This window comes from Viridibacillus sp. FSL R5-0888, assembly GCF_038009105.1.
GTDB classification, from domain to species: domain Bacteria; phylum Bacillota; class Bacilli; order Bacillales_A; family Planococcaceae; genus Viridibacillus; species Viridibacillus arenosi.
Genome location: NZ_JBBPAU010000001.1, coordinates 4010191 through 4027895, shown reverse-complemented (window position 1 = coordinate 4027895; position 17705 = coordinate 4010191). Strand labels below are relative to the sequence as shown.

16 protein-coding genes and 1 riboswitch are annotated in these 17705 nt (G+C 35.6%); of the genes, 10 read left to right on the top strand and 6 right to left on the bottom strand.

Translation table 11 applies throughout. From position 1 onward, the window contains the following. Positions 1–385: 385 nt before the first annotated feature. The 3 genes from MKY02_RS19885 to MKY02_RS19875 are packed head-to-tail and all read left to right on the top strand — an operon-like array spanning position 386 to position 3466. On the top strand, positions 386–1078 hold the full coding sequence (locus MKY02_RS19885; RefSeq protein WP_038180399.1) for a response regulator transcription factor: 693 nt from the start codon (positions 386–388) through the stop codon (positions 1076–1078). Further along, positions 1056–1229: a hypothetical protein gene (locus MKY02_RS19880; RefSeq protein WP_155981161.1), complete on the top strand. Its 174-nt coding sequence runs from the start codon at positions 1056–1058 to the stop codon at positions 1227–1229. Before MKY02_RS19885 ends, MKY02_RS19880 begins: the two co-directional genes overlap by 23 nt. Before the next feature lie 2 nt (positions 1230–1231). After that, positions 1232–3466, top strand: a complete 2235-nt coding sequence (locus MKY02_RS19875; protein WP_038180397.1) for a HAMP domain-containing sensor histidine kinase — start codon at positions 1232–1234, stop codon at positions 3464–3466. A gap of 43 nt (positions 3467–3509) precedes the next feature. Here the strand turns inward: MKY02_RS19875 and MKY02_RS19870 are convergent, their stop codons facing one another. From MKY02_RS19870 to MKY02_RS19845, 6 genes are all read right to left on the bottom strand, one after another. Further along, on the bottom strand, positions 3510–4805 hold the full coding sequence (locus MKY02_RS19870) for a helix-turn-helix transcriptional regulator (protein WP_340711635.1): 1296 nt from the start codon (positions 4803–4805) through the stop codon (positions 3510–3512). A gap of 232 nt (positions 4806–5037) precedes the next feature. Beyond that, on the bottom strand, positions 5038–5667 hold the full coding sequence (locus MKY02_RS19865) for a response regulator (protein ID WP_038180393.1): 630 nt from the start codon (positions 5665–5667) through the stop codon (positions 5038–5040). After that, positions 5642–6700, bottom strand: coding sequence for a sensor histidine kinase (locus MKY02_RS19860; RefSeq protein ID WP_038180392.1), 1059 nt, complete (start codon positions 6698–6700; stop codon positions 5642–5644). The genes MKY02_RS19865 and MKY02_RS19860 overlap by 26 nt, the downstream gene beginning before the upstream one ends. Next, positions 6697–7398, bottom strand: a complete 702-nt coding sequence (gene liaF / locus MKY02_RS19855; RefSeq protein WP_038180390.1) for a cell wall-active antibiotics response protein LiaF — start codon at positions 7396–7398, stop codon at positions 6697–6699. The genes MKY02_RS19860 and liaF overlap by 4 nt, the downstream gene beginning before the upstream one ends. A gap of 111 nt (positions 7399–7509) precedes the next feature. Further along, complete coding sequence (locus MKY02_RS19850) at positions 7510–8172, bottom strand: PspA/IM30 family protein (protein WP_076065524.1); 663 nt, start codon at positions 8170–8172, stop codon at positions 7510–7512. A gap of 14 nt (positions 8173–8186) precedes the next feature. Next, on the bottom strand, positions 8187–8537 hold the full coding sequence (locus MKY02_RS19845) for a lmo0954 family membrane protein (RefSeq protein WP_038180386.1): 351 nt from the start codon (positions 8535–8537) through the stop codon (positions 8187–8189). 173 nt (positions 8538–8710) lie between these two features. Between MKY02_RS19845 and MKY02_RS19840 the strand changes: the two genes are divergently transcribed. From MKY02_RS19840 to MKY02_RS19810, 7 genes are all read left to right on the top strand, one after another. Further along, positions 8711–9799, top strand: a complete 1089-nt coding sequence (locus MKY02_RS19840; RefSeq protein ID WP_038180383.1) for a metallophosphoesterase — start codon at positions 8711–8713, stop codon at positions 9797–9799. 109 nt (positions 9800–9908) lie between these two features. Next, on the top strand, positions 9909–10733 hold the full coding sequence (locus MKY02_RS19835; RefSeq protein ID WP_038180380.1) for an undecaprenyl-diphosphate phosphatase: 825 nt from the start codon (positions 9909–9911) through the stop codon (positions 10731–10733). 131 nt (positions 10734–10864) lie between these two features. After that, the gene (locus MKY02_RS19830; RefSeq protein ID WP_038180378.1) at positions 10865–11575 is read left to right on the top strand and encodes a response regulator transcription factor; all 711 of its coding nucleotides are present in this window, start codon (positions 10865–10867) and stop codon (positions 11573–11575) included. After that, positions 11565–12923 (top strand): ATP-binding protein, encoded by a 1359-nt coding sequence (locus MKY02_RS19825; protein ID WP_038180375.1) that lies wholly within the window; start codon positions 11565–11567, stop codon positions 12921–12923. Before MKY02_RS19830 ends, MKY02_RS19825 begins: the two co-directional genes overlap by 11 nt. Before the next feature lies 1 nt (position 12924). Beyond that, positions 12925–13614, top strand: a complete 690-nt coding sequence (locus MKY02_RS19820) for a PepSY domain-containing protein (protein ID WP_051448585.1) — start codon at positions 12925–12927, stop codon at positions 13612–13614. Between the two features lie 91 nt (positions 13615–13705). Next, positions 13706–14884 (top strand): PepSY domain-containing protein, encoded by a 1179-nt coding sequence (locus MKY02_RS19815; protein ID WP_051448584.1) that lies wholly within the window; start codon positions 13706–13708, stop codon positions 14882–14884. Between the two features lie 236 nt (positions 14885–15120). Then, positions 15121–15299, top strand: a riboswitch (cobalamin riboswitch). A gap of 180 nt (positions 15300–15479) precedes the next feature. Further along, complete coding sequence (locus MKY02_RS19810) at positions 15480–17705, top strand: ribonucleoside-diphosphate reductase subunit alpha (RefSeq protein ID WP_038180374.1); 2226 nt, start codon at positions 15480–15482, stop codon at positions 17703–17705.

Sequence of the window (17705 nt, the reverse complement as noted above, 5' to 3'; positions counted from 1 at the left end):
AAGATATCCAGCTTCAGGCGCTAGCTGCTCGGGTCGTTTCAGTCGGGCGCTCAAAGTCTAAGAGCGACTTTGGCTTTCGCCTTCTAACGACCGCGCAGCTGAACGAGCGCCTTCAGCATTTAGATAGATATCCAGCTTCAGGCGCTAGCTGCTCGGGTCGTTTCAGTCGGGCGCTCAAAGTCTAAGAGCGACTTTGGCTTCCGCCTTCTAACGACCTCGCAGCTGAACGAGCGCCTTCAGCATTTAATATAAACCTTAAGAATTTCTTCATTTTTGTGATAAGGTGGTCTTAAGATTTGATGTGTATTATAAATGTTATAGAACTACGAGATTAATGAATGAGTAAAATATATCTTTGAATTTGTTGAGGGATGAGGTGCGAGAGATGGCTGAGTATACGGTACTTGTGACGGATGATGACCAGGATATTCGTGATGGGATTGAGATTTATTTGAAAAATGAGGGCTACAACGTAATAAAGGCAGCGGACGGACTTGAGGCGTTGGAGATACTTTCAGAAAATGAAGTACATTTAATAATTTTAGATATTATGATGCCTAAAATGGATGGGATAACTGCGACATTTAAAATTCGCGAGGAGCGTAACATTCCTATTATTATGTTGAGTGCAAAGGTGGAGGATTCGGATAAAATACATGGTTTGTCCGTCGGGGCCGATGATTATGTGACGAAGCCATTTCATCCGATGGAGCTTGTGGCGCGTGTGAAATCGCAAATGCGTCGTTATGTGAAACTTGGAACGTATAATGAGCAACAATCGAAAATTGCTGTGCAAGGTTTAGTGCTGGATCAGGAATCGAAAGAAGTAACACTTGATGGGGAGTCAGTAAAACTAACCCCAATTGAGTTTAAGATAACTGAACTATTAATGACGAATGCCGGTCGTGTATTTTCGATTCAGGAAATTTACGAGCGCGTTTGGAACGAGCCTGCATACAATGCGGAAAACATAGTGGCCGTGCATATTCGGAAGATAAGAGAAAAAATTGAAGTGGATCCAAAAAATCCGCGTTTTTTAAAGGTGGTGTGGGGCATTGGCTACAAAATCGAGAAATAATAATGCGTTTTTATGGTCAATCCTTGCAATATTTATAGCAGTCATTAGCTTGACGTATTGCTTATCATTTATTTTAGATTTAGTAGATTTAAGCTTTGCAAGAACGACAAGAACATTTGCTCAGCTAACAAGATGGATGGGAGGGGAGTAATAATGAAAAACAATTCTAGAAGGCTTTTTAGTTTGTTTCTACTAACAATTGTTGCGTTCAGTGTTTATTCATTAGTCCAGAAGGGTCAGGAGTATATAGGAAAGGATTATTTTGATTCTGAAACTTTCCAATCTAAGTTATATGAGTTTACAAACAATATCGGCCCTCTTTTGTTAAACCCTATTGATGCTGATGAGGCGAAAAAGGCAATTACTGTGACAGATAATGAAATCGAGGAACATCGCACAAGATATGGTAGTTTAAGCGAACAAATTGAGAATATTAATAGCCAATACGAAGACCGTATTTCTGCAGCAATCGATTCTAAGTCAACAAAAGTGAAAACAGCTTTGATTAAAGAACGCGATGCTAAAATAGATGATATTACGAAAAATTTTGAAGACGATGAGTATATTAAAGCTAAAATTATTGACAGTAAGAAAAGAGCCATAGATGATTACGTGGCAAATGTAAGTAATGAAAAAAGGGATTTATTGAATAACTATCGCTTTTTTGCTTTTAAATTTACTGATGTGGATACACAGAAAACAACTACATTTGGTGATGTAGATAGTCCTGCTGCATTTAGTATTAAATATGGAAAAGGAAGAGAATTACTTAAGTCGAATAGTATTAATAGCAATTATTCAAATTATGATGGAAATCCTTGGTATGATGATTCTGATATTGTATCGACAAGGCTAGAGCCAAGTGATATCGACCAAGCACTTATTGATAAAACGTACCAATACGAAGGGCTAATCACAATTCCAAAGAATGCACTACAATATGCAGAATTTGCTACAGACTATAAAGCATTTAAAACAAATCAAATTTGGTACTCTATTATTTGGGGATTAGGTTTAATAAGCTTAATACTATTAATAGCTTCTTGGAAATCACATAAGAAAGCTATTCTAGAAAGTAATAATGCAACTCACTGGATTCACAAATGGTCGATTGATGTACGAATTATAAGTCTACTTGTTACGATTTGGGCTCTGTTTATAGGTTTGTTATTAGTAGAAGATGGGATTGAATATAGTTATTATCGTATTAGCGTATATCAGTTACTCAGATTTGGCTTTGCTTTTGTAATTTTATATTTAATTATTTGGATATTCCTTGCACAGTTAGTATCTGTTTTAGAAGATCTAAATAGCGAAGAGAAACTTATGAAAGCATATCAGAATAGTTTAGCAAGAAAAACTTTTGAGAAGTTACAGGATTTATTTTTAAATCGTAGCATCGGTTTCCAATCAGTTATTCTACTAGGGATTATTTTCTTAGGGGGATTAGGTCTTGCTGGAGCATTAGTGGCGTGGCACCTATTCCTCATATACATCCCGCTGTTTCTATTCATCCTACTACCAGCGACGCTTCTATTCTTAACACGAATGAGCTATTTAAATCGTATTATGAAAGAAACAGAGCAAATGGCTGCGGGTCGCTTGAGCAATGAAATTAAAATACAAGGTAAGTCAGCACTTGCTTCACATGCCAAAAATTTGAATGATTTACGTGATGGTGTTCGCACGTCGATTTCTGAGCAGGCAAAAAGTGAGCGTCTAAAAACAGAACTAATTACTAATGTTAGTCATGATTTGCGTACACCATTAACATCGATTATTACGTACACTGATTTATTAAAAAAACCAAATGTCACAGAAGAAGAACGCAATTCATATATTGCAATTTTAGATAAAAAATCACAGCGTTTAAAAACACTTATCGAAGATTTGTTTGAAGTATCTAAAATGGCTTCAGGCAACATTGAGCTTCATAAACAACGGGTCGATTTGAATCAGTTGTTACAACAAGCTCTAGCTGAACATGAAGAGGATATAACAAAATCCGCGTTAGATTTCCGTGTGAATACGCCAGATGGGCCGTTACATGCGTACGTTGATGGTCAAAAGTGGTGGAGAGTACTGGATAATTTAATCGTCAACACATTGAAATATGCACTGGAAGGTACACGTGTTTATGTGACACTTCGTCAGCACAATGGAGAAGCAGAATTTGTTATAAAAAATGTAACGAAATATGAGATTGGTGAAAATGTTGAGGAATTATATGAACGATTCAAGCGAGCAGATGCTTCTCGTCATACAGATGGATCAGGTCTTGGCTTAGCTATTGCACAATCGATTGTAGATTTACACGGAGCTCGTATGAAAATTGAAGTAGATGGTGACTTATTTAAAGTTACAGTAAATGTAGTATCCGTTTATTAATAAGAAAACCCAGATTGCAACGACGCAATTTGGGTTTTTACTGTTATGTGAGGTCTTCCCACTTATTAATATACTTTAATTGATACATAGCTTCAGTTGATCTTTGGAAGTAGGAAGCAGCTTTTTTATATTCATGATGCTCATAGAGAATATTGCCTAAAAGAATGGCGTATTTTTGGACGTTTTTAATGTCATTGATTTTTTGGAAATGATCAATTGCATTGGCGATTAGCTTTTCGTCAAAGGAAATTAACTGATGTTTCATTTTAAAAATTTCAAAGTGATACAAATAGGTAGTTGTACTAGTGGTTAATTCATTCTCTTTAATAAGGTCTAGCCCTTTTTCGCACCATATTCGCACATAATCTTCTTGTTTTAATTTTGAGTATTCTTTAATGATTGAATGGATAGTAATGAGAATACTAAGAGGCTCTGTTTTAGCTTTATAACTTTTCTTGTAATAAGTAATAGCTTTTTTTGCATGGCCTTGTAGAGCAAAAATAAAGCCCATATTCTGCGACAGTAGACTATCAAATTGGTGAAGCTGGTGCCTATGGCAGAAGAGAGAAGTATCTTCTAAAATTTGCTCGGCACTAGCATAGTGACCGTTTTGAATGAATGTTGCGGCAATTAATGTTTTACAATCGACAGAGCGGGCAAAGTACCCTAGTGATTCGTAAATAGCACTAGACTTCTTTGCGTAATTAAGCGCGTTTAAGTTTTGGTTTAAGGAATAATAATTTAAAGCTAATGTATAATAATAATCTGCTCTTTCCCAATCTTCTAACTGGATATTAGGTAGTAAATTTATAGATGATTCCAAATAGGAAAGTGCCTTTATATAATTGCTCTTTCTAAAATGATAAATATTGGCATTGACGTTATAGATAAAACTTTGGCGTTCATCCAAATTTTCTTCCATGGCATAAAAGGCTGTTAAAAAGTGTTCTATTTCATTTAGAGGTTGCTTAGAGACTAAAAAAAGTCTAAACAAATACAGATTGTAGTAGTAAAAGTTTTTTGGTTCATCAAACCTAATTTCAAAATTCATATAATGGTTAACTTTTTCCTTAGCAGCTTGCTCGTTACGAGTTAGTACTATAGATTTATAATTTTCATAGAGATTATCCATAATTTGCTCTTCGTTTTCTTCTGAAAAGTAGTTTAAATCGAGCTGTAAGCGCTCAATTAAGCCATTCATTACTTCGGGAGAGGGAGATTTGTTACCATTTTCAATCTTACTTAAATAAGATGTAGAACAAATATCTTCAGCAAGTACTTTTTGTTTCATGTTTTGTTTTATACGTTCGGATTTAATAATTCGCCCAATATTTTGCATATATATACCTTCCATAAATTATACTATTTTGGATATTACACTAATAAAATAATTTTAGAATCGGTAAAAAGAGTGATTTTGTGTGACGAAAATTATGACTTGTAGAGACTATATTCATAAGCGTAGGAAAATTTAGATAATTCCACAAAAAACATAGTATTAAAATATCATATTCTTACTTATTTTCACAAAACAGGGTATTTATTAGATGGATTATTGTGGCCAATATCATTTACTTTACTAAATGATGTTGGAACGCGTATACGACTGCTTGAGTACGATCTTGTACTTCAAGTTTAGCTAATATATTACTGACATGTGTTTTTACTGTTTTTATAGCAATGAAAAGTTCATTTGCAATATCTTGATTTGCCTTTCCTTGAGCAATTAACAGAAGGATTTCGCGCTCACGTTCTGTTAAATCTTCATGAAGAGGACGATCGGTTTGACGTAAACGCTTCATCATTTTGCTCGTTACTTCAGGTTCTAAAACAGGGGTGCCACTTGCAGTTTGGCGGATGGCATCTGCGATTTGCTTTGCATTAGTAGTTTTGAGCAAGTAGCTAATGGCACCAGCTTCTAAAGCTGGGTATACTTTATCGTCATCTAAGAAGCTTGTCACTATCATGATTTTGGCTTGTGGCCACTCTTTAATAATTGCAGCAGTAGCTTCTGCACCTGTCATAATGGGCATGACCATATCCATTAAAATAATATCAGGACGATGTTTTAACGACAGGTCAAACGCCTCTTGACCATTTGTAGCTTCTGCAACTACCTCCATATCAGGTTGTGCTTGAAGATAGGCTGATACACCAATCCGTACCATTTCGTGGTCATCCGCTAATAATATTCGAATCATCTGGTTCATACTCCTTCTCTACTGGAATCTTAACTTCTATTACTGTTCCTTGATTTGGAACGGAAACAATTTTACAAGTACCACCAATTTCGATGGCACGTTCTTCAATGTTTTTTAAACCGTATGAGCCGGCTTTCTCATCAAACTCTTGGAAGCCAACCCCATTGTCTTGTACACGGAAAATAGCAAGATTATCACGTTCTACTAGTAGAATGTCAACTTCAGTTGCTTTTGCATGTCGTAAAGTGTTGGATAGGGTTTCTTGAGCAATTCTAAATAAATGGTCTTCTGCACCTTTTTGTAAAGAAACTTCTTCTAAACGATGATGTATGTTAAAGAAAACCTTTTGTTTTAATTCAAACAGTAAATCTTCAAGACCTTGAGCCAGTGATTTGTTATGCAGGGCGGCTGGTCGTAAATGTAATAATAATGCGCGCATTTCAAGTTGAGCTTGTTGTACAATTGTCTCTGTTTGTTTTAATGGTTTTGTGAAATGTAATGGTAAATCTTCAGGTGCTGTTTCATTGACCGTTGATAACAACATAGAGGCTGCAAATAATTGTTGAGATACAGAATCATGCAATTCCCGAGCAAGTCTTTGTCTTTCTTGGATGATCCGCTCTTGAATTAATTTATCTTCTGCCTCCGCACGTTCATTAGTAATACGCTGAAGACTTTTTCGTTGTGTAATAATTAGGTCTTCAACAGACACAATCGATTTACGAATAATTTTAGATAAATATTTTGTTGAGACAGGTGTTTTCTTCTCCGTTTGTATTAAGGTTTGTAGTACATCTGCTAATTCTTTATCTTTACTTTGAGTCAATGAAATTGACCAAATAGCAACACTAATACTGAATGCACCGAGTAGTGTTAAAATCCACAAACCAAGTGGTAATTCCAAGTAATATAACTTCCATAGAGGGGACCAAGTATCTATTTCAGGTAGCCCCCATAAAATGAAGAGAATAAAAAAAACAATCGCAATTTCGATAAGGAAAATGGATAGAAATCTTGGGAAAAGTGATCTCATTTACGAATCACCTCAACATCACCGAATAGAGTGGATACAGTAATAATCAGCTCAACAGTATGTTCAATCTCTTGATTATAGCCATCCTTCATCGAAATTGTTTTATTCCACAAACGTGGCATTCTGTTTCCGAAAAGCTGAACATCACCAACCATAGTATTAAAATGAATTCGAACGGGAACTTCATATGGTACGGCAATTCTCACTTTTCCAAAGCCTTGACGGACTGATATAAGTGAAGTACCTTTCGGCAAAAGTGTTTGTGTTGTATCAATTGTTAAATCTCCAACGATTCCTTGCACGTGTATATCTTGCCATTCATAAGCATTTGTTGGAGTCTTTTGAAAGGAAAATGCTTTATTTTGAATTATCGGTTGAGCTTCTACTGAATTATAATCAAATTGCTTTGGTAGTGATATTGTGATGGGAGAGCCTTTTTTTAGCTGCCATAAAATATAAATAAGTGTTGCTACGACAAGTAAGCGTAAACTCCACATAGAAAATAATGAAATGATACTAATAATGGTTCCCATCCAAAATAACCATTTTCGACGTTTACTAATACTCATATAAATCATTACGATGCCAAGAAGGGCGAAAATAATGCTGCCATTACCGAAAAACGTCACTTCGATAAAGACAAGCAATAGTGAAATGATAAGTAACATCGTCAGTTTATTTGTTGTAATTTGATTCATATTGTTCCTCCTTCTTCGCATCATAATGTTTATTTAATAGAAAAACTCAAAGGAGAAGGGCATCTGCCTTTCTCCTTTTTAGTATAACTGGCCTTCCAAAGAAGTCTAGTATTAGCTTAATTTTTCTTCATTAATTGCAATCGGTTGTGGCGCATTTTTTTCTAACATTGCTAGTCGTTGCTCCATAGATGAGATTTCGTGCTCTTGATCAATTTTTTGCCCTAGACGCTCAATATAAGCTTCCATAGATTCGAAAGTTTCTAAACGTTTACCGACTTGACCGTTTGTTTCTGGATTTAGAACACGATCCATCTGATTATGGGCACGCGTGACATTTTCTTTCCCCATTAATTGGAGCTGACGGACTTTCATATCTTTAATTTTATGTTTCATTTCTTCGTATTTGCGTTCCAAGCCAAATAATTCTTCAGTTGCTTTGTTAATGCTGTCTTTTAATACGATTTGTCGGTTTGCATAAGCAGACATTTCTTGTTCTGCAAAGCCGATTAAATCTTCTTCGCCACTTAGCTTCGCCAGTTCGGCTTGCTTTTGGCGCTTAATGAACATTTCGATTGCTACTGCTAGTTCGTTTTCAAGTTCTTTTTTTAGAGATGCTTGGCGTTCTAACCATTTACCAGTTTGCTCTGTTTGCTTTTCTGCTTCACGGATATACTGATTTAGCATAGCAATAGGGTTTTTAGCTTCCTTTTTATCAAATACTGAATGTAAGTCGGCCTCAAGAGTATATTTTAAACGTTGTAGTAAGTTTGCCATTTTTAATTTCCTCCTTATTTCGTTAATTCATCCCATTGGTTTTCAAAATTTGTGAATGGATCATCTGTTTTTGCAGTGATGATTTGTGTTGTTTCTTTACCGTCCCATTTTCGAATAATATACCAAAGTGCAACGATTGCGATTAAACCGATAAAGCTAGGGATATTCGCTACAGCTGTTAGTAAACCTGCGATTGCAACAAGAGCCCAGATGATTTTTGCGAATGTTGATTCACTCTTTAAGTAGAAGTGAATACCTGCATATAGGATGGCTGCTGAAATAGCCAATCCTGCCATAGCTCCAAGTGAACATAAAATGGTGATAGCGGCGATGACGCCGATGATAAATAACCCGACTTTTTTCATAAGTTAGTGCCTCCCTTCGTTTGTACCTTTATATTACGCTAGGATTGTTTTTGGACAAACGGCCTTGAAATGCATTTTCAACTAAGACCAGAGACGTAGAAATTACTAGTTATGCTTCTAACAAGTCGTTTCTAGAGTGAAATGCTATACTAACAGGAATAAGGAGGGGTTTTATGGGTAAAAGAATTGGGTTTGGCTTAATCGCGTTTCTACTATATAATTCAATAGTTTTTTATTTAGGCTGGAATGTCTATACATGGCTCCATGTGACTTTTTCTTTTGAGGGACCAGTCGTTTTTGGAGTGATTTGGGCAATAATGGCTTATAGCATTATGATTGAACGCATTCATCATAAACTACGTATATTTAAAATTATTGGGAGCTATTGGATGATTGTTATTCAGTATGGTTTGTTGTTATTCCCAATCGCGAATTTACTTGTATGGCTTTTGCCAGGCACACTAAAATGGGTGGGTTATGTTGTTGCCGTATTATTACTCATCATTGTAGCTTTCGGTAGCTATATGGCGTACTCACCAGTTGTAAGAAATCTTACGATTAAAATTCAAAAAGCTAATCCAGTACAAAAGCCATTAAGAATGGTTATAGGCTCAGACTTTCACTTAGGCATTTTATCGAATAAAACCCATTTAGAACGTTTTGTGAAATTGTCTAATGAAGCAAAACCAGATGTTGTCTTTCTAGTTGGAGATTTAGTTGATGATGATCCCATTTGGTATGTGGAGTATGGGATGAGTGAAGTGATGAAGCAATTGAAAAGTACATATGGTGTATATGGCGTTTTAGGTAATCATGAATATTATGGACGTAAAATTCCATTATTTGTTCATGAAATGGCTGAATCTGGCGTAAACATTTTACAAGATGAAACAATTCTAGTGGCAGATTCGTTTTATGTTACAGGAAGAGAAGACAAAACTAATGCGGATCGAGCTTCGCTAGAAACGTTAGCAACAACCGTTGATCACAAGTTACCTTGGATTGTAATGGACCATACGCCTACGGATATTGAAACACCAAGTAAGCTTGGTGTAGATGTACATTTATCTGGACATACACATTTAGGACAAATGTGGCCGAATCAATACATTACACGAAAAACATTCGAACACGATTATGGTTATAAACTGAAGGTAGCAACGCATACAATCGTGTCATCAGGGTTCGGATTTTGGGGACCACCAATTCGGACGAATAGTCGTTCAGAAATGTGGGTTGTAGACGTAGAGTTTTGTAAGTGATTTTTAACATAATGGTAAAAGTTAAACGAGGTATATTGTGGTATGATAGTTTAGCTAGAAATGGCGTGAGGATTCGGCATTTCAATTATTAAAAGAATAAGGAGATACTATGGACTTTATTGAATTATTAAAGGCTCTTATACTGGGCTTAGTAGAAGGTATGACGGAGTTTGCACCAGTGTCATCTACAGGACATATGATCATTGTAGATGATATGTGGTTAAAAACCGAAGAATTTTTAGGAATGTATTCTGCTAATACATTTAAAATCGTCGTACAGTTAGGCTCTATTTTAGCGGTCGTCGTAGTCATGTGGAAACGATTATTAAGTTTAGTAGGACTTTATAAAATTAAAGGTCAACCAGCAAATCGTAAATTTAACTTAATACATGTTATTGTAGGAATGTTACCTGCAGTTATTTTAGGATTTGCGTTCAAAGATTATATCGATGACTATCTATTTGGAGTAAAACCGGTTATTTTCAGCTTAGTAGCTGGCGCGATTTTAATGATTGTTGCAGATAAATTCGGGCCGAAAAGACCGACAGTTACTACTTTAGATAAAATTTCATATGGTCAAGCATTAAAGATTGGTTTAGTACAATGTTTATCATTATGGCCAGGATTTTCACGCTCAGGTGCGACCATTTCAGGTGGGGTATTATTAGGGTTAGATCATAAAACGGCAGCGGATTTTACATTTATCATGGCAGTGCCAATTATGGCAGGGGCTAGCTTAGTATCTGTTTTGAAAAACTGGGAGTACATGTCGATGGACCATATTGGATTTTACGCAGTAGGATTCGTTAGTGCCTTTGTTTTTGCACTATTATCGATTAAATTCTTCTTAAAACTTATCGACAAAATAAAATTAACACCATTTGCCATCTATCGAATTATTTTAGCGATTGTATTAGCAATTATCGTGTTTTAATGAAAAGTGAGTCTACCTTTTAAAAAAGGTAGGCTCTTTTTATTTGGGAAATTTGTATAACGTATAGTCCTTCTCATGGAATTTTCATAATGACATGATACTATGGAAATAAAAAACGGTTGGTGAGAATAATGGCTGAGCGCATATTAATCATAGAAGATGAGGAAAAAATTGCACGAGTGTTACAACTGGAATTAGAATTTGAAGGTTATGAAACGGGAATTGCCCATACAGGAACAGATGGACTTATTTTATACCGTGAACAGCAATGGGATCTCCTACTACTGGATATTATGCTTCCAGGTTTGAACGGGCTGGATGTATTGAAGCGAATTCGTGCAACAGAATTTAATACACCTGTTATTATGCTTACTGCAAAAGGTGATGTTGAAGATAAAGTGGCTGGACTGGATCTTGGCGCTAACGATTACATGACAAAACCTTTTGAAATAGATGAATTACTAGCACGAATTCGAGCGGCACTCCGTTTTAAACCTCAGCAAATGGAAGTTACTGTAGAACAAGATGAGTTTTTCCATGAGTATGCAGACTTGTCTATACATGAACAGACGCGTGAAGTAAAAAGAAATGGGAAATTAATTGATTTAACACCCAGGGAGTATGAATTACTACTCTATTTAATTAAAAATCCAAAACAAGTTCTTTCACGAGAGCAAATTTTAGATGCTGTATGGGGGTTTGATTATTACGGGGATACGAATGTCGTAGATGTTTATATTCGTTACATTCGTCAGAAGGTGGATAAAGGCAGTAAACAACCACTTATTCAAACAGTCCGTGGTGTCGGTTATGTATTAAAGGAGCAGGTGAATGAAGCTTAAGACTAAAATTCATGTTTTCTCGTCGCTTGTTATGTTGATTATCCTTGTACTTACGATGGTTGGAATTTACTTCTTATATGAAAAAATGGCCTATGACACAGAGTATAATCAACTATTATCTGAGTCAACAGAACTTGTAACGTCTATTAGCCAGACAAGTAAAGTAAATGACCCAGCTACTATATTACGCGCATATATCCCTCCAAGAGGTGCAATAAGAGCCGTTGATAATAATGGTAAATCACTCGTTACGGTACAATCTACTGAAGGTATTGAGGATTATCATCCCAATATTGATGGGCATAAACGATATTCAGTGGAAAAATACGAAGGTATCCCAGTGTTATCAATGAGTATGCCTGCAATTTGGGTTGACGGTTCTGTTGTACACATACAAATGCTACAGTCCATGAAGGATGTAGCGCGAAATTTAGAGTTGTTACGTCTTGTCTTACTTGGTGTAACAATTATTGCGACAATTCCTATTGTGCTCTCAAGTATGACGCTAGGGCGTATCGTTACTAAACCAATTCATCGGCTAATTGCAACGATGCAGGAAAGCCAAAAGTCAGGAACCTTCGAAAAAATAAATGTAGAAAATGAAGGCAGAGATGAAATGGCTGAAATGAGTCGTACATTTAATGAGATGATGTGCCAGTTGGAGCAAAACTTTCGTAAGCAAGAGCATTTCGTTTCGAATGCATCTCATGAATTAAAGACACCTTTAACTGTAGTTGAGAGTTATGCTCGTCTATTGAAGAGACGTGGTTTTGATAATAAAGAAGTTGCAAATGAAGCGGTACAAGCAATTTTAAGTGAATCCATTCGTATGAATGAAATGATTCAACAAATGCTTGAATTAGCCAAAAATAAAGAACAATCACCATTATCCATTGAATCAGTTGATATTTATAAAGTATTAGAGGATACATTACATCAAATGCATCAAGCTTATGGCAGAGAATTTAACTTACTAGGTAAAGGTCCAGTTATATCGAAAACGGATGAACAAAAAATTAAACAGCTATTCTTTATTTTCTTAGAAAATGCACGCCATTATAGTGAACGTGAAATTAATGTAAGCATAGCAAAAGAGGGATCGCAATTAGTCGTTCGCATTCAAGATTTTGGTCAAGGCATTGCCCAAGAGAATATTCCACATTTATTTGATCGTTTTTATCGTGTTAGTGAGGATCGCAATCGCAAAACCGGTGGTACGGGTTTAGGACTAGCTATTGCACATGAGCTTGCTGAGCGTTTAGCAATTAATATTACTGTATTAAGTACGCTAGGTGAAGGAACTACAATCGTCTTGCGATTTGAAAATAGTAATGAGGGGGAACGATGATATGCGCATTCGCGAAAAGCTATCAATACTATTCATTGTGACACTCATCATTATTGCGACGATTCTTAGTATCATGATTTGGAATAAACTAACGAAAGAAACACCTCTTACAACTGAGGAAATTTATAATAATATTGAAACGATGTATGGAGGGGAAATTATCTCTTTCCTTACTATAAACGATCAATATCGAGTGCAGCTTCAAAGAAATAGCAAGCTTTATCAACTCGAAGTTGATGCTGAATCAGGCAAAATCTTATTGATGAAGCAGAAAAAAACAGCTGTTAAAGAAAAAATAAAATATCTACCAGAAACTGAAATACGAAAAATTATAAAAGAACAATATGACGGGAATATAAAAAAAATCTCACTCAATACAAATAAGGAAGACCCCGTATTCCAAATAGAAGTAGTAAATGGTAAAGAGCATATTAACTTATTAATAGATGCAATTAATGGGGAAGTTTTATCAGAAATTCAAGCAGATGCAGAGCAAGATTCTTCACTTTTATCTAAGGAACAAGTGATTACTATTGCTAAGAAAAAACTGAATGGAACTGTAGAAGAAATTTCTTTTTACGATACGAGTGATGGCGGATATTATTTAGTGGAGATTGAAGGTAACGACAAAGATGCAGTATTTCAAATCCATGCTATTTCCGGCAAAGTGTTATCCATTACGTGGGATTAATAATTTCTCATCAAATTCTAATCTTATTCTCCTTATTCTTTCATTTTCATTGTGTAAAGTATAAGTATCAACAAAGAGGAGGAACTTAATTATGAAAAAAATGATTACAGCATTAGCAATTACGGGGTCACTTGCAGTATCTGGAGTAGTTGCGGCAGCGGGCATTCAAACTAACTCAGGTAAAATTTTATCGTCAGAAGAAATTACGAAAAAAGCACTTAGCTACGTAAAAGGTACAGTATACAAAGTAGAGTTGGACAAAGAAAAAGGTGTTCAAGTATATGAAATTGATGTGCGAGGCAAAAGTAAAGAATACGAATTAACATTAGATGCTAAAACGGGAAAGTTACTAGAGAAGAAAACAGAGACTACAAAAGTTTCTAATTCAGTAAATAATAAAAAAGTAATTGGTTTAGCAAAAGCGAAAGAAATAGCATTGAAATCGGTTAAGGGCTCTGTAAAAAAAGCGAAGTTAGATCGTGAAGATGGTATTTACGAAATTGAAATCATTAGAGCTGGATATGAATACGATTTTGATATCAATGCGTACACAGGGAAAATTGTGAAAAAAGAAAAAGAGAGAATTTCAAAAAAAGTAGTAACTGGAAAAGTGATTGGTTTAGAGAAAGCGAAGCAAATAGCTTTAAATAATGTTGGTGGTACTGTACAAAAAGCCAAACTAGATAAAAGTGATGGCGTATACGAAATCGAAATTATTAATGGTACAACAGAATATGATTTTGAAATCGATGCAAAAACAGGGAAAATCCTTAAAAAAGAATCAGAAGTAGCTGACGATGTAATCACAACTACTAAACCAAATACTCCTAACACTGGCGATTCAGCAAATCCTTCAACACCTGCAAAAGTAATAGGCATTACAAAAGCCAAAGAAATTGCTTTACAAAATGTTAATGGTACAGTAAAAAAAGCAGGATATGACCGTGAAGATGGCGTATATGAATTTGAGATTTTAACTGCTGATTATGAATATGATATCGATGTCGATGCAGTAACTGGGAAAGCTATGATTACAGATAAAGAAAGAATTACAAAAGTACCAAATCCAACAACAACTTTCATCGGTGAGCAAAAAGCTTCTCAAATTGCTTTAACAAAAGCAAAAGGAACAATTACTAAAATTGAATTAGATGAAGAAGATGGCGTTTATGAAATTGAAGTAAAAGATGGCATGTATGAATACGAATTAGAAATTGACGCTAAGACTGGTGCCATTCTTGATTTCGAAAAAGAGTATGAAGACGACTAATCTTTAATAAAATAGTTCTTTGGCTACCTAAAATATAATTTTGGGTAGTTTTTTATTATTTTCATACTTAAAAACAATCCTAACCTACTGTTTTGTAAAAATAAAATAGACTTTATAGGAAATTATAAAACATTTTTCGTAGGTCTTTTGCTTTCATTTACTTTAATTTTACGATTCTACTTGTCTGATAGGAACACAATATGTTAGATTAGATTAATCAATAAAACACAATATATAGTATGTGAGCGAAAAAAGGTACCATATACGGTTTAAAAGGGAATTCGGAAGAGAAACCGAAGCTGTCCCCGCAACTGTGAATGCGGACAACTGTCAATTAACCACTGAGCAATGCTTGGGAAGGATGACAATTGGATGATGCATGAGCCAGTAGACCTGCCTTTTTCGCATGACGACACTTTCTTCGGGGGTTGAGGAGTTGAAGCGAGAGACTTTACATTGAACAATTTACTTTTGATTACAAAAGTATTTTTTTGTTGTGATTTCGCCTGCTTCCAATTTTAAAACCTAGAGCGATGGCTCTGCCGAAGAAGGCAGATTCATCGCTTTTTATATTTGTAAAAAAGGAGACGACAATATGGTCCAATTAATGACATATGAAAGAGCAATATTATTATCTCAATTAGAGGAAGAGTTTGGTAGAGAAGAAATTAGCCAGCTTATTAGAAAGTCTGAACGCTGGGAAAATAAGAATCCAGAAGGAACTGACGCTGAATGGACAAAGGCGATGAGCTTAGAAGCGTTAAGCTTTTTAGATGAAGAAGACACATATTGGACATTCGTTGCAGCTCGCTTATTATTGGCGGGTGTTTATAGAGAAGCATCTACAGTACGCCAATTAGAAGTAGGACAGGTATACACAGCATTTGCTATACAAGTTGAGAAGCTTGTCGAAAAAGGTTTATATGATCCAGCTTTAACAAAATCATATACAAAACAGGAACTTGAAGAAATTGGTCTAATGCTTGAACCTAAACGAGATGAAATCTTTACATATATCGGATTGAAAACATTATTGGACCGTTATGTTACGCGAGATTATGACAAAACACCAATTGAATTGCCCCAAGAGCGTTGGATGATTATAGCGATGACACTTATGCAAAATGAAAAAACAGATCGCCTTGCGAAAATTAAAGAGTCTTACTGGGCAATGAGTAATTTATATATGACGACTGCTACTCCTACATTATCAAATGCAGGTAAAACGCATGGTCAATTATCAAGTTGCTTTATCGATACAGTAGATGACAGTTTACAAAGTATTTATGATTCAAATACTGATGTTGCGACACTTTCGAAATTTGGCGGTGGTATCGGTGTCTATATGGGGAAAGTACGTAGTCGTGGATCATCTATTCGTGGCTTCAAAGGAGCTTCAAGTGGTGTTGTTCCTTGGATTAAACAATTGAATAATACAGCAGTATCAGTAGATCAATTAGGTCAACGCCAAGGCGCGATTGCTATTTATCTTGATATTTGGCATAAAGATATATTCCCATTCCTTGATTTGAAATTAAATAACGGTGATGAACGTATGCGCGCACATGATATTTTCACAGGCGTTAGTTTACCTGATATTTTCATGGAGGCTGTTGAAGCACGTGAAGATTGGTACTTATTTGACCCGCATGAAATTCGCGAAGTAATGGGCTTTAATCTAGAAGATTACTATGACGAAAAACGTGGACAAGGATCATTCCGAGAGAAATACGAAGCTTGCTTAGCGAACCCAATATTAACGCGTGAAGCTGTACCAGCAATTGATATCATGAAACGTATTATGCGTAGCCAATTAGAAACTGGTGTGCCGTTCATGTTCTACCGTGATGAAGTAAACCGTAAAAACCCAAATAAGCATGAAGGTATGATTTACTCAAGTAATTTATGTACGGAAATTTTCCAAAACATGAGCGCTACTAAGTTCGAATCAATTACATTAGAAGATGATGTTATTGTAACGCGCCGCAAACCTGGAGATTTCGTTGTATGTAACTTATCATCTATCAATCTTGGACGAGCTGTACCTGCTGAAGCTTTAGAAAGATTAATCCCAATTCAAGTGCGTATGTTAGATAATGTTATCGACTTAAATCGTATTCCTGTTCCTCAGGCAGAACGTACAAATGCACGTTATCGTGGTATTGGTCTTGGTACATTCGGTTGGCATCACTTATTGGCACTGAAGAGTATTGCATGGGAATCTGAAGAGTCTGTAGAATTTGCGGACAAGCTTTACGAGCAAATTGCTTATTTAACAATACAAGCATCAATGGAATTAGCAAAAGAAAAAGGTCAATATCCATTATTTGAAGGTTCGGACTGGCAAACAGGAGAATACTTCACAAAGCGCCAATATAAAGGCGAAAAGTGGGCTACATTACAACAAGCAGTTGCTGAAAATGGTATGCGTAACGGCTATGTAATGGCTATTGCGCCGAACTCATCAACATCAATTATTGCAGGAAGTACGGCGAGTATCGATCCAATTTTCCAAAAATCGTATTCTGAAGAGAAAAAGGATTATAAGATCCCGGTAACTGTTCCTGATTTGAACCAAGAAACAACTTGGTATTACAAATCTGCTTACTTTATTGATCAAAATTGGACTTTAAAACAAAACGCAGCACGTGCTCGTCATATTGACCAAGGTATTTCGTTGAATATATATGTACAAAACACGGTAAAGGCTAAAGAATTATTAGAATTGCACTTAAATGCTTGGAAACTAGGCATTAAAACGACATACTACGTTCGCTCAACGTCGGTTGAATTATTAGAATGTGAATCATGTGCAAGCTAG